This is a genomic window from Klebsiella planticola ATCC 33531 (assembly GCF_000735435.1).
GTDB classification, from domain to species: Bacteria; Pseudomonadota; Gammaproteobacteria; order Enterobacterales; family Enterobacteriaceae; genus Klebsiella; species Klebsiella planticola.
In genome coordinates this window covers 158,791-172,303 of sequence record NZ_JMPP01000024.1, presented here as the reverse complement: position 1 = coordinate 172,303, position 13,513 = coordinate 158,791, and the positions used below count along the sequence as shown (strand labels likewise).

General features: G+C 56.2%; 12 protein-coding genes and 1 tRNA gene. 9 read left to right on the top strand and 4 right to left on the bottom strand.

What is annotated here, in order from left to right; all coding sequences use genetic code 11:
- Positions 1 to 91: 91 nt before the first annotated feature.
- Together radD and rplY are read left to right on the top strand one after the other, a co-directional pair.
- A complete protein-coding gene (gene radD, locus GRPL_RS13875; protein WP_032686683.1) occupies positions 92 to 1,849 on the top strand; it encodes a DNA repair helicase RadD in 1,758 nt (585 codons plus the stop codon).
- A 137-nt stretch (positions 1,850 to 1,986) separates the two neighbouring features.
- On the top strand, positions 1,987 to 2,271 hold the full coding sequence (rplY, locus tag GRPL_RS13880) for a 50S ribosomal protein L25 (protein ID WP_004864846.1): 285 nt from the start codon (positions 1,987 to 1,989) through the stop codon (positions 2,269 to 2,271).
- A 56-nt stretch (positions 2,272 to 2,327) separates the two neighbouring features.
- Here the strand turns inward: rplY and GRPL_RS13885 are convergent, their stop codons facing one another.
- Positions 2,328 to 3,218: a LysR family transcriptional regulator gene (locus GRPL_RS13885; protein WP_032699099.1), complete on the bottom strand. Its 891-nt coding sequence runs from the start codon at positions 3,216 to 3,218 to the stop codon at positions 2,328 to 2,330.
- Between the two features lie 105 nt (positions 3,219 to 3,323).
- Between GRPL_RS13885 and GRPL_RS13890 the strand changes: the two genes are divergently transcribed.
- The gene (locus GRPL_RS13890) at positions 3,324 to 4,637 is read left to right on the top strand and encodes a serine hydrolase domain-containing protein (protein ID WP_032686681.1); all 1,314 of its coding nucleotides are present in this window, start codon (positions 3,324 to 3,326) and stop codon (positions 4,635 to 4,637) included.
- Here the strand turns inward: GRPL_RS13890 and GRPL_RS13895 are convergent.
- Positions 4,634 to 5,254 (bottom strand): NUDIX hydrolase, encoded by a 621-nt coding sequence (locus tag GRPL_RS13895; RefSeq protein ID WP_032686680.1) that lies wholly within the window; start codon positions 5,252 to 5,254, stop codon positions 4,634 to 4,636. The two genes, GRPL_RS13890 and GRPL_RS13895, sit on opposite strands and share 4 nt — an antisense overlap.
- A gap of 81 nt (positions 5,255 to 5,335) precedes the next feature.
- On the opposite strand from GRPL_RS13895, the gene GRPL_RS13900 reads away from it, so the two are divergent.
- Positions 5,336 to 6,100: a DeoR/GlpR family DNA-binding transcription regulator gene (locus tag GRPL_RS13900; protein ID WP_032686679.1), complete on the top strand. Its 765-nt coding sequence runs from the start codon at positions 5,336 to 5,338 to the stop codon at positions 6,098 to 6,100.
- A gap of 63 nt (positions 6,101 to 6,163) precedes the next feature.
- Here the strand turns inward: GRPL_RS13900 and yejK are convergent, their stop codons facing one another.
- Positions 6,164 to 7,171: a nucleoid-associated protein YejK gene (gene yejK / locus GRPL_RS13905; RefSeq protein ID WP_032686678.1), complete on the bottom strand. Its 1,008-nt coding sequence runs from the start codon at positions 7,169 to 7,171 to the stop codon at positions 6,164 to 6,166.
- A 189-nt stretch (positions 7,172 to 7,360) separates the two neighbouring features.
- Here yejK and GRPL_RS0125650 point away from each other — a divergent pair, with 189 nt between their 5' ends.
- The 5 genes from GRPL_RS0125650 to eco all read left to right on the top strand — a co-directional run bounded on the left by GRPL_RS0125650 (position 7,361) and on the right by eco (position 11,714).
- A complete protein-coding gene (locus GRPL_RS0125650) occupies positions 7,361 to 7,588 on the top strand; it encodes a YejL family protein (protein WP_032686767.1) in 228 nt (75 codons plus the stop codon).
- A 19-nt stretch (positions 7,589 to 7,607) separates the two neighbouring features.
- Positions 7,608 to 9,368 (top strand): LPS biosynthesis-modulating metalloenzyme YejM, encoded by a 1,761-nt coding sequence (gene yejM, locus GRPL_RS13910; protein ID WP_032686677.1) that lies wholly within the window; start codon positions 7,608 to 7,610, stop codon positions 9,366 to 9,368.
- A gap of 77 nt (positions 9,369 to 9,445) precedes the next feature.
- Positions 9,446 to 9,522 (top strand) — tRNA-Pro (locus GRPL_RS13915).
- A 233-nt stretch (positions 9,523 to 9,755) separates the two neighbouring features.
- On the top strand, positions 9,756 to 10,865 hold the full coding sequence (locus GRPL_RS13920; RefSeq protein WP_032686676.1) for an AI-2E family transporter: 1,110 nt from the start codon (positions 9,756 to 9,758) through the stop codon (positions 10,863 to 10,865).
- Positions 10,866 to 11,222: 357 nt separating this feature from the next.
- Positions 11,223 to 11,714, top strand: a complete 492-nt coding sequence (eco, locus tag GRPL_RS13925; RefSeq protein WP_032686675.1) for a serine protease inhibitor ecotin — start codon at positions 11,223 to 11,225, stop codon at positions 11,712 to 11,714.
- A gap of 52 nt (positions 11,715 to 11,766) precedes the next feature.
- Here eco and mqo read toward each other — a convergent pair whose 3' ends face one another.
- On the bottom strand, positions 11,767 to 13,398 hold the full coding sequence (gene mqo, locus GRPL_RS13930; RefSeq protein ID WP_032699098.1) for a malate dehydrogenase (quinone): 1,632 nt from the start codon (positions 13,396 to 13,398) through the stop codon (positions 11,767 to 11,769).
- Between the last annotated feature and the right edge of the window lie 115 nt (positions 13,399 to 13,513).

The window sequence follows — 13,513 nt, the reverse complement described above, 5'->3', positions numbered from 1 at the left end:
GTTCGCTGGCTAGTATAACGGGCTCTTAACGCCACTCAAGGGAAAAGATTCGTGGCATACTATTTGCGAGTTAATTAACGCCAGTATAGCCATGACTTTTACATTACGTCCCTACCAAAAAGAGGCCGTCGACGCCACGCTCGCCTGGTTTCGTCGCCATCATGAACCGGCCGCCATCGTCCTGCCAACCGGCGCAGGTAAAAGCCTGGTCATCGCCGAACTGGCGCGTCTGGCGCGCGGCCGCGTTCTGGTGCTGGCGCACGTCAAGGAGCTGGTCGCGCAAAACCACGCCAAGTATTGTGCGCTTGGGCTGGAGGCGGATATTTTTGCTGCCGGCCTGAAACGCAAAGAGAGCCACGGCAAGGTGGTTTTCGGCAGCGTGCAATCGGTAGCCCGTAACCTTGAACAGTTTCAGGCCGAGTTTTCACTGCTGATCGTCGATGAATGCCACCGCATCAGCGACGATGATGACAGCCAGTACCAGCAAATTATCAGCCATTTGCAGCAGGTCAATCCGCAGCTGCGTCTGCTCGGGTTGACCGCCACGCCGTTCCGCCTCGGCAAGGGCTGGATCTACCAGTTTCATTATCATGGTATGGTTCGCGGTGATGAGAAGGCGTTGTTCCGCGACTGTATTTACGAGCTGCCGCTGCGCTATATGATCAAGCACGGGTATCTGACGCCTCCGGAGCGGCTGGATATGCCGGTCGTACAGTACGATTTCAGCCGCCTTCAGCCGCAGAGCAACGGGTTGTTTAGCGAAGCGGACCTGAACCTTGAGCTAAAAAAGCAGCAGCGCATTACGCCGCATATCGTCAGCCAGATCGTCGAATTTGCCCAGACGCGCAAGGGAGTGATGATTTTCGCCTCCACGGTAGAACACGCGCGGGAAATTACCGGCCTGCTGCCCGCCGGCGAGGCGGAGCTGATTACCGGTGACACGCCCGGTCCGCAGCGCGATCGCATCATCGAAGCATTTAAGGCGCAGCAGTATCGTTATCTGGTGAACGTGGCGGTGCTCACCACCGGGTTTGATGCCCCGCATGTCGATCTGATCGCCATCCTGCGCCCCACGGAGTCGGTCAGCCTGTATCAGCAAATTGTCGGCCGCGGCCTGCGTCTGGCGCCGGGGAAAACCGACTGCCTGATTCTCGACTATGCCGGAAATCCTCACGATCTCTATGCGCCAGAGGTGGGCTCGCCGAAGGGCAAGAGCGATAACGTCCCCGTACAGGTATTCTGTCCGGCCTGTGGCTTTGCCAATACCTTCTGGGGAAAGACCACCGCCGACGGTACGCTGATTGAACACTTTGGCCGCCGCTGCCAGGGCTGGTTTGAAGATGACGACGGTCATCGTGAACAGTGCGATTTTCGTTTTCGTTTTAAAAACTGTCCGCAGTGCAATGCGGAAAATGATATTGCCGCCCGCCGCTGCCGCGAGTGCGACACGATTCTGGTCGACCCCGACGATATGCTGAAGGCCGCGCTGAAGCTCAAAGACGCGCTGGTGCTGCGCTGCAGCGGTATGGACCTGCAGCACGGTGGCGACGATAAAGGCCCGTGGCTGAAAATCACCTATTACGATGAGGACGGCGCCGATGTCAGCGAGCGCTTCCGCCTGCAGACGCCGGCCCAGCGGACCGCGTTTGAGCAGCTGTTTATCCGCCCGCATACCCGCACGCCGGGCGTGCCGCTGCGCTGGATAACCCCTGCCGACATTGTTGCCCAGCAGCCTCTGTTGCGTCATCCGGACTTTGTCGTCGCGCGCATGAAAGGCCAGTACTGGCAGGTCAGGGAAAAAGTCTTCGACTATCAAGGCCGCTTCCGTCGGGCAAACGAACTGCGTTAATCAGCGCCGCGCCTGAGGTTTTCATTGCCGTCAACGCCATAGGTGGATATAATGCCGCCCGCTTTTGCATTCGCAAAGCAGATCATCTGCCTGCTGCTGGGTCGCCTGTAGCAGGATTTAAATATAGAGAGACATCAATGTTTACTATCAACGCAGAAGTACGTAAAGAGCAGGGTAAGGGTGCGAGCCGCCGCCTGCGTGCAGCTAACAAATTCCCGGCCATCATTTATGGCGGTGAAGCTACTCCGGTAGCAATCGAGCTGGACCAGGACAAACTGTGGAACATTCAGAGCAAAGCTGAGTTCTACGGTGAAGTTCTGACCATCGTTATCGATGGCAAAGAAGAAAAAGTAAAAGTTCAGGCTGTTCAGCGTCACGCGTTCAAGCCAAAACTGACTCACATCGACTTCGTTCGCGCTTAATCGCGATAGCAAGTTGAGTGGCAAACGCCCCGGCCCGCAAGGTCCGGGGCGTTTTGTTATGCGTCTTGTTTCCATAGCAAAGGCGCAAAATCAACCACCTCTCCCAGCGTCGGATGCTTGTTCATTCCCGGCTGCCACAGCATTACCATCGTGACATTCAGCCCCTGGGTACCGACTTCGGTGTCGATCTCCTCCACCCCTTGCCAGTCGACCGCCTGAAAATGGTCAGGTAAGAATCCCCACCCCTGCCCCTGCTGCAGCGCATGGCGCAATAACGCTTTCTCATTCATGTACAGCGTGTGTCCCGAGATTTGCACCCGGCGGGCAATTTGCTCGTCTGCACGGCGATGCATCACCAGCTGTGGCACCAGCGACAGATTGAGCAGAGTCAGCGGACGCGCGCAGTCAGCAAACAGGCGCTCCGTCGCATAAAAGCGCAGATCGACGGTTCCCAACGCTCGCCATTCCATTTCGCTACCGAGAGTCCGGTTATTGGCCTGGCAAATAGCCAGATCGGCCTGCCCGTCGGCCAGCGCCTGCTCCGCCTCGCGACGCGATGCGCTCCAGCAGCTCATTCGCAGCTGACGTCGGGCAAGGTGGTCTGCCAGCGCGCAGAGAAAGGGTCGCGGGACAAACGGATCGTACACCACCCGCAGCTCCTGCCCCGCCGTGCGCGGCAGCGTCTGCGCAAACGACTCAAAGGCCTGCGCCTGGCGCAGGAGTAGATGCGCCTGGCGAAACAGTTGTTCCCCTTCGGCGGTTAACGCCAGGCTCCGCCCTTCGCGCAGGAACAGCGCATATCCCAGCGCATCTTCCAGATAATCCAGCAGATCGCGCAGCGTGGTACGGTCCTTTCCGAGCCGAATCGCCGCCCGTGAGAGACTCCCGGTTTCCGCGATGGTGGCAAAGGCTTCAATCTGGGCAAATGAGTAATGCAGCGTTTTCATCCCGAGGTTTCCTTTGGGGGAAAATCCCCCATCGGCTGATTTTAGCCTGCCGAAGGCGATTTATATACTGCAGGCCTGGTTGTTATGGCTAATAAGGAATCTCTGATGACAAAGATAAAAAAAACCACACCGCTTGCCCTGGCGCTGATGTTCGCGCTTTGCCCTACCGTCAGCATGGCGCAAACCCCGTCACCGCAGTCCTGCGGCGGAGTGATGCTGGATGTCTGCCCGACGCCTTTTGATCCCGTGCTGCCCGCCACAAAAGATATGCTCAACTGGGATCAATCTGCCCGGGTTATCGGCTTTCGCAACGACTACCGTAACTATGCCGGCGATGTCTTCCGTCACGGTAGCGCCACGCCGCTGTCGCCATCAGATAAGCCGCTGACCGACGTCAGCTACACGGTAAACGGCCAGACATGGAACCTGCAGGATTACCTGAAGCGCCAGAACGTTACCGGTTTTCTGGTACTCAAAGAGGGTAAAATTGCCTACAAATATCTCGGCGCAGGCAACACCGACACCACGCTGTGGACCTCCCGCTCGGTAGGTAAAGCGGTGGTCTCCACCTTAGTCGGTATGGCGATTCAGCAAGGTAAAATCCATTCGCTTAATGACCGGGTCACCGATTACGAGCCCGACCTGAAAGGCACCGCCTGGGATGATGTCACCCTTAAGCAGCTGATTCAGCACACCTCCGGCGTCGAGTGGAATGAAGATTACACCAATCCACAATCCCATTTCGCCCGCCTGACCCAGTGTGAGGCCCATCCGGGCGCCTACGCATGCGTGCGCAAGATCGTGGCTTCCCTGAAGCGTACGCATCCCGCCGGCGAGCAGTGGTCCTACTCATCAGGGGGCGCATGGCTATTGGGGGATGTGGTGGAGCGGGCCACCGGAATGCCGCTTGCCGCATGGCTGGAGCAGGCCCTGTGGCAACCCGCCGGAATGGCGCATGACGGCGTCTGGCACGCTTATCAGCAGGGTAAACATGACGTCGGGGCGCATGGCTTTAACGCCACGCTGGAAGACTGGGGTCGTTTCGGCGAGTTTGTCGCCCGGGATGGACGCCTGGCCAACGGCCAACGACGGGTGCCTGAAGGCTGGTTTGACCAATCCTCCGCCTGGACTCAGGCGCAGAAATCAGTCTCCCCGGCACACCCGGAAGGCATTTACGGCTATCAATGGTGGAATAACGCGATTCCGGCCAACGCGCAGCACGTCGACCCTACCGCTCGCCAGGGGCTGAAAGGTTCGCTGTGGGCGCTGGGTATCTATGGCCAGGTGATTATGGTCAACCGCGCGGAACATCTGGTGATCGTGCAGTGGTCAACCTGGCCGCAGGCCGAACCTTCGTTTAACGCCCAACCGCTGGAAGCCGCGCTGATGTACAGCGCTATCGCTCGCAAGCTGCGTTAAGGGTTATCGCGCCTTGTTTCACCCGGAGCAAGGCGTGATGAAACCGTGAGGGCCAGGTGTTGCAGGAGCATAATGGTTTTGGCATCCACAATTTCCCCCTCGCGTATCGCTTGTAACGCCCGGGCCAGTGGCCACTCCAGCACTTCAATATCCTCCCCTTCCGCCGCCAGCCCGCCGCCTTCGCTGCGGCGATCGTCCGCCGAATATTCGGCAATGAAAAAGTAGAGCTTTTCGGTAACCGACCCCGGACTCATGTAGGCAGTAAAAACCGGTTCAATACCGGTGACGCGAAAGCCGGTCTCCTCTTCCGCCTCGGCGATAATGCGCTCTTCCGGCGACGCATTATCCAGCAGTCCGGCAGCCGCCTCGATCAAAAAACCATCATGACCGTTAATCCACACCGGAAAACGAAACTGGCGAATAAGCACGACGGTTTGCTTTACCCGGTTATAGAGCAGAATCACCGCGCCGTTGCCGCGATCGTAGGCCTCACGGCTCTGCTCCTGCCAACGGCCGTCCCGTCGCAGCAATTCAAAAGTGTATTTTTTTAACGTATACCAGTTGTCGGACAGCAGCGTTTCACGCACGTGGCGAACGCGGGATGTATCGCAGGACATATTTTTCTCCTGATAAGATGACAGCGGCCACGATAACATGCAAAATAACGCACAAACAAGATCAAACGTGAAGGAAAAAATATGTTTGCCAGCCAACGAAAACAGCAAATACTGCAGATTCTGGCCGTCGAAAAACAGGTAATGTCCGGAGAGCTTAGCCAGCGGTTTAACGTCTCTGAAGACTCTATCCGCCGGGATTTACGCGAGCTGGCGGGGGAAGGAAAGCTACAGCGGGTCCACGGCGGGGCGCTACCGGTTTCGGCAGCCATCGCGCCGATCGAAACAAGAAAAAACGTGCAAATCGCCTCAAAGCAGGCCATTGCCCGCCGGGCGGCGGCCCTGATCCAGCCGGGTCAGGTGGTGATTATCGATGGCGGGACCACCACAGAAGAAATGGTCCGCTGTCTGCCGGCTGATTTAGCCTGCACCATCGTGACCCATAGCCCCGGTATTGCCGTCGCGCTGGTGGAGCGGCCGTTGATTGAGGTCATTCTTATCGGCGGGCGGCTGTTTAAACATTCGGTGGTCACCGTCGGCGCCAGCGCGCTGGAAGGTATTGCGCGGATCAATGCCGATCTGTTTTTTATGGGCGTGACCGGGGTGCATGACCGCGCTGGTTTCACTACCGGCGATTATGAAGAGGCGGCTATCAAGCGGGCGCTCGCCGCGCGGGCAGCGGAAACCATTGTGATGGCGTCGCAAGAAAAACTGAACTCGGCATCGGCGTTTGCCATCGGCGAGTTAAGCCTTGCCAGTACCCTGATTATCGATGGTTTGCTGGATGAGGCCCTGCAGGCGAAGCTGACCCAGCACGGGATCGAGACGATCCGCGCCGATGCAGAGTAAGAACGCCGCGGGCCGACGATGGCCCGGGCAGCAGCCCCGGCCTTCACCGGGGCTGGCGGAGAATCAGCTACCGCCGGAAGTCCGACGCTGCAGCTGATCGCGCAGGTTAGGCGGCGTACCTTTGATGGTCAGCGTATCCGTTGCCGGATCCCAGAACACCCGCTCGCCCAGCAGCATGGCATCAAAGTTGATCGTTAACCCGCCGCCGCTGCCGGCAAACTTGGTCAACTGACGCAGCGTGCTGCGATCCGCCGGGAAGCTCTCTTCCAGCTCATACCCCTGTTCCGCGGTAAATTGCTGGAAGCTCTTCTCGCTGACGCCGGCCAGCTCTTTGGATAAAGATTCCAGCTCAATCTCTTCTCCCGCCTGCAGCTGCTCGTTGCAATAAGCATAGACCTGCTGACGAACGTTCTGCCGTTCGGACTTATCGAGCTGAGCATCGGAGGCGAAATCATCGACCGCCTGGAGCAGGCCACGGTTCTGCGCTTTCGCGTTCAGCCCTTCGCTGGCGCCGAGAAAGTCCATAAAGAAATCAGCCACTTTACGCCCGACCCGGCCTTTGAGGAAGGTCAGGTAGCGGGTCGACTCCGGATTGGTTTCCCATTCAGTTAAGTCAATGCGCGCCACAATATCGGCATGATTGATATCCAGATAGTGGGTCGAGCTGATATCCAGATCTTCATTAACGCGCATACTGCTCAGGTTGTTCAGCACCGCCACCAGCAGGTACTCTACCGCCAGATACCGATACTGACAGAACAGCACGATACCGCCTTCTGCGAAAGGATACTTCGCCAGTTCGTCACGCAGACGGCCGGTTGCCGCCCGGCTGAACGGGAGAAAGTCTTCCTCGCCCTGACGCTGCAGGCGAAGGGCCTGCGCCAGCTCGCTCTCCTGGTTAAACAGACCGTAGGCCTTGTTTTTAGCGCTGTAGACACGATGCAGCTCGGCCATCATTTCCACGACCGTCGCATTCGGCTCCAGTAAGGAATCGCGCAGCACCAGTTCGAGGTTTTGTTCATCACGTTTAATTAACTGATGCAGGGCAATCTGGTCGATATCCAGACTCATGTTAAACTCTCCTTTTAGACCGGCCGGTATTCAACCACCGCCGGGACGGCGACGCAACCGCCGCGTGACTCTTCGACGACCTGAGACTCGCGATCCTGCGCGCTTTTGCGCCGTGGCGAAAAAATGCGGAAAAAAAGCTGCTGCTACGGTAATATGTTGCCCTTTCACGAACAAACAGATTTTGAGTTTATGCCGCAATTATCCCGCTATAGTGATGAACACGTCGAACAGCTGCTTAGCGAGCTGAGCAACGTGCTGGAAACACACAAAGCCCCCGTTGACCTTTCACTGATGGTGCTAGGCAATATGGTGACTAACCTGATCAATAGTAGCGTCGCGCCGGCGCAGCGTCAGGCGATCGCCCGTTCTTTTGCCCAGGCTCTGCAGTCTTCAATCAACGACGACCCGGCGCACTAAGGATAACCAACAACTGTATATGGTGACTCTTCGTCAGCCCTACCGAGAAAAAATCTCCCAGATGGTCAGCTGGGGGCACTGGTTCGCCCTGTTCAACATGTTGTTGGCCATGGTGCTCGGCAGCCGCTATCTTTTTGTCGCCGACTGGCCCACGACTCTGGGCGGACGTATTTTCTCGTATGTCAGCCTCGTGGGTCACTTCAGTTTTCTGGTATTTACCAGCTATGTCCTGATTCTCTTTCCGCTGACCTTTATCGTCATATCGCAGCGATTGATGCGCTTCCTGTCGGTCATTCTGGCGACCGCGGGCATGACGCTTCTGCTGATCGATAGCGAAGTCTTTACCCGTTTCCACCTGCATCTTAACCCGATTGTCTGGGAACTGGTCATCAACCCTGACCAGAATGAGATGGCGCGCGACTGGCAGCTGATGTTTATCAGCGTGCCGATTATCTTCCTGCTGGAAATGCTGTTTGCGACCTGGAGCTGGCAGAAGCTGCGCAGCCTGACGCGTCGCCGCCACTACGCCCGGCCTGTCGCCTGGTTTTTCTTTCTCTCTTTTATCAGCAGCCACCTGATTTATATCTGGGCGGATGCGAATTTCTATCGCCCAATCACCATGCAACGGGCGAATCTGCCGCTCTCCTATCCGATGACGGCCCGCCGTTTCCTTGAGAAACATGGCCTGCTCGATGCCCAGGATTACCAGCGTCGGCTGGTAGAACAGGGGGCGCCGGAAGCCGTCTCCGTTGAGTATCCGCTGAGCAACCTGCGCTATCGCGATCTGGGGGCTGGCTACAACGTTCTGCTCATTACCGTCGATAACCTGAACTATTCACGGTTTGAGAAAAATATGCCGGAACTGGCCCGTTTCGCACAAGAGAATGTCAACTTTACCCAGCATATGAGCTCCGGCAACACTACCGATAGCGGTATGTTTGGCCTGTTCTACGGGATTTCGCCGGGCTATATGGATGGCGTGCTGTCGGCCCGCATTCCGGCCGCGTTGATTACGGCCTTTAACCAGCAGGGATATCAGCTGGGGCTGTTCTCCTCCGATGGCTTCAGCAGCCCGCTCTATCGCCAGGCGCTGCTGTCCGATTTCTCGCTGCCAAATGAGAAAACGCAAAGCGATGAGCAAACGGCGGACCAGTGGATTGGCTGGCTCAATCGCTATGCGCAGGATGAAAACCGCTGGTTCTCATGGATTTCGTTGAACGGCACCACGCTGGACAACAGTCAGCAGCAAAACTTCGCGCGTCGCTACAGTCGTGCGGCGGGAGATGTTGATAGCCAAATCAGCCGGGTACTGAGCGCCCTGAGCGATGCCGGAAAACTGGATAACACCGTGGTGATTATCACCGCCGCTCACGGTATGCCGTTGAATCCGCAGCGCGGTAAGTTTGACTGGTCCCGGGAGCAGCTGCAGGTGCCGCTGGTTATTCACTGGCCAGGAATTCCGGCGCAGAACATCGCGACGCTGACCAGCAACAAAGATGTGATGACCACGCTGATGCAGCGCCTGCTGCACGTCTCCACGCCTGCTAACGAATATTCACAGGGTGAAGACCTGTTCAGCCCCGCGCGTCGCCGGGCCTGGGTGACGGCAGCCAACGGCGATACGCTGGCGGTCACGTCGCCAGAGGTGACCGTGGTGCTGAACCACAACGGTACCTACAGCACCTGGAACAGCGATGGCAAAAAGATTGATAACCGCAAACCTCAGCTCAGCCTGCTGCTGCAGATCCTGACTGACGAAAAACGCTTTATCGCTAACTGATTGATTAATTATGAATCAATCAGCCGTTCCCCGGCTTGCATTCGGTCGGGGAACGGGTAATATTGTCCTCCATACGTCGGCACGTAGCGCAGCCTGGTAGCGCACCGTCATGGGGTGTCGGGGGTCGGAGGTTCAAATCCTCTCGTGCCGACCAAATCATTCACCGGTAGGTTATCTTAACCACCGGTAACCCCTTAAGAACCCGCATCCTCTCTGAGCCTGCGGGTTTTTTAATGCCCGAATCCGCCCCACCGACACGGTCGCGGTCCGCGCTCGAATCCATCCCCGTTTCCGTGCTGCCGATGAACAAACTCCGACCTTACTGATTGTAAAACGAAGAATAGCTTCTATTATTCGTCGTACTTGCCTGACACCGGAACAATTAATATGAGAGTTAATGGACTTACGAAGGGATTTTTTATCCTGATTTTGCTGATGGTCAGCCTCGCCTTTTTTAATGTTCTTTCGCCTTATTATTCAGCCATACTGTGGGCCGCGATTCTGTCGGTCATCTTCAACCCGGTAAAGAACAAATTGCGGGCTCGCCTCGGTGAGCGCAATGACCTGGCATCGTTGTTGACCGTGGTGATTATCTGCCTGATTGTTTTCACGCCGCTGGCGATCATCATTTCATCGCTGGCGTTCGAGCTAAACCTGGTTTACACCCGGCTTCAGCATAATGACACCCAGTTTCCGGTGGTGGTGGCAAACCTGTTTGCCCATCTGCCCGAGTGGGCCAGAAGCTTTCTCTCCGAACATAACCTTGACAGCGCAGAGCAGATTCAGAAACAGCTCTCTGACGCCGCCCTGAAAGGCGGGCAATATCTGGCCGGTAGCGCGTTCCTGATTGGTAAAGGGACATTCGGCTTTACCGTGAGCTTCGGCATCATGCTGTATCTGCTGTTTTTCCTGCTCAAAGATGGCCCCTATCTGGTCATGCTCATCCTTGAGTCCCTGCCGCTGTCTAACTACGTTAAGCAGCATCTGTTTGCCAAATTTGCCGCCGTATCACGGGCAACCGTAAAAGGTACCGTCGCCGTCGCCCTCGCCCAGGGGATACTTGGCGGTATCGCATTTTCTATCGCCGGCCTCGACGGCAGCATTTTGTGGGGCGCCATCATGGCGTTTCTGTCGCTGATTCCGGCGATCGGTTCCGCCATAGTCTGGGTACCGGCGGCTATCTTCCTGTTTGCCACCGATCAGCTATGGCAAGGGGCGTTTATCGTGGGCTTCTTCGTGATTGTGATAGGCCTGGTGGATAATATTCTGCGCCCGCTGCTGGTGGGCAAAGACACCAAAATGCCAGACTATCTGATTTTGATTGCCACCCTCGGCGGCATGGAGATTTACGGTATTAATGGCTTTGTCATCGGGCCGCTGATCGCCGCCCTGTTTATCGCCTGCTGGAATCTGTTATCGGGGCGCGAACACGCGGGCAACACCGACGAAATAGATGAAGAGTTCATCGAGGAAGGGAAAGTCAGTCGCGATGAGTAAGCATCGGGGGGAGCATTTCGCTTCCCCCTTCTGTTTCCATTCATGTCCCTGATAACGCCTCCTCATTCGTGGATATGGGCCGGTCAGAGTGGAATCATTGCACCTGAAAGCGTCTTCGCTTGCTGATGATTATTAACGCCGGATTATCGGCCGCAGTTGGCGGCAATATCCCGTCAAGGATACCGCAAGAACCTTTCGCTCAGAGCGTGGAAATGGGTAGTGAATACTTGCACACCACCAAGAAAAGCCAGTCAATAAGACCAGAATATATGAAAATAATGGTAAATTATTCTTACCATTACGCAAAAGAGTGCTAGTCTTTTGCCGTTAAAGATCGATAACAAAGGATGATGAATCGTGAATAAAATCTCTACGCTTGCTGTTTCTCTGCTGGCCGTTGCCTGTGTTTCCACCAGCGCGCTGGCCGCTGAACAGCCTCTGGAAAAGGTCGCCCCCTATCCGAAGGCGGAAAAAGGCATGAAGCGTCAGGTGATTCAGCTGCCGCAGCAGCAGGACGAATCCGCATTTAAAGTCGAACTGATGATCGGCCAGACCCTTGAGGTTGACTGCAACCGCCATCGCCTCGGCGGCCAACTGGAAAGCAAAACGCTGGAAGGCTGGGGCTACGATTACTACGTTTTTGATAAAGTAACCGGACCGGTTTCAACCATGATGGCCTGCCCGGACGGCAAAAAAGAGCGTAAATTTGTGCTGGCAGGGTTAGGTGATGATGCGATGCTGCGCTACAACAGCAAGCTGCCAATCGTGGTCTACACGCCAGATAACGTCGAAGTGAAATACCGAATCTGGAAAGCAGACGAAACCATCGGTAATGCCGTTGTACGCTAACGCGAAGCGATAAACAGTCACTCTCCGGCGGTATCAGCCGCCGGATGTCGTTCTATAGCGCAATATCCGCCATAGGTTTGTCACCGGACAGCGGCTTCAGCTCCGCAAGCGGGACCTGATCAACCACCGCGACTGGCTCGTAATGCAGCTGCAGCACTTCACTGGTCCACGCCAGCGCCTGTTCAATCGCCGCCGGATTACCGTCCAGACGCAGACCGTAGGACGGAACGATCTCTTTCAGTTTCGCCTGCCAGGCGGCCGACTGCACCTTCTCTTTAAAGACCTTCTCCATCAGCTGTAGCATGATAGGCGCCGCCGTCGATGCTCCCGGAGAGGCTCCCAGCAGCGCTGCAACGGTACCTTCGTCATCGCTGACCACTTCCGTGCCCAGACGGAGTACACCCTTCTTGCCGTTGCGTTTGATAATCTGTACGCGCTGGCCAGCCTGCCACAAGCGCCAGTCCTCTTTATTCGCTTCCGGATAGTATTCGCGCAGCGCCTCGTGACGATCGTTATCTTTCTGCATCACCTGGCTAATCAGGTATTTCACCAGATCGAAGTTATCCAGACCAACATTGAGCATCGGCAGAATATTCGAGGTGTTGGTTGATGCCAGCAGATCCCACAGCGAGCCGTTTTTCAGGAAGCGGGTCGAGAAAGTCGCGAACGGTCCGAACAGCACCACGCGCTTACCATCGATAATCCGCGTATCGATATGCGGGACCGACATCGGCGGCGCGCCCACTTCGGCCTGGCCATACACTTTCGCCAGATGATGGTTCACCACCTCCGGGTTTTCGCACACCAGGAACTGACCGCCCACCGGGAAGCCCGCGTACTCTTTCGCCTGAGGAATGCCGGTTTCCTGAAGCAGCGTCAGCGCGGCGCCGCCGGCGCCAATAAAGATAAATTTGGCTTTAATAACGCGCTTCTGGCGACGATTATCGGCATCGGCCAGGGTCACCGTCCAGTTCTTGTCCGCGTTGCGCTTAAAGCGACGCACAACGGTGCCAAGCTGCAAAGAGAAGTTATCATGGGTCTGCAGTCCGGCAATCAGCTGGCGGGTGATTTCCCCGTAGTTGACGTCGGTTCCGACTTCGGTGCGGGTCGCGGCCACTTTTTGCTGCGGATCGCGCCCTTCCATCACCAGCGGCGCCCACTCTTTGATCTGCTGATGATCTTCAGAATAGCGAATCCCGCGGAACAACTCACTCTGCTGCAGCGCCGCGTAACGTGCGCGCAGGAAATTCACATTGTCTTCGCCCCACACAAAGCTCATGTGCGGCACGCTGTTAATAAATGATTTCGGCTTACTGAGTATGCCGCGTGTCACCTGGTGAGCCCAAAATTGCCGGGAGATATGGAAGGATTCATTGATATCGACCGCTTTGTCGATATTAATCCCGCTGGCGGTTTGTGGCGTGTAGTTCAGCTCCATCAAAGCCGCATGGCCGGTACCCGCATTGTTCCAGCCGTTCGAGCTCTCTTCAGCCACGCTGGACATCTGCTCGACCATGGTAATAGACCAGTCCGGCTCAAGTTCCTGAAGCCAGGTTCCCAACGTGGCGCTCATGATGCCGCCGCCAATCAACAATACATCCGTCTCTTGCTCATGGCGGGTGTTGGTCCGAGGTGTATTTGAACCAACAGCCGGTGAGCTGGGTACGGCCATCTTTTTCTTCATCGGATTTGAGCCTTACTTTACTCGCTTTTGGATTTAGCGCAGGTGAAACGATTATCGGGAATCAAGGTAACACCGAAGATCAAAAAATTAAATATTGTTTAAAATTTAAGTTGAG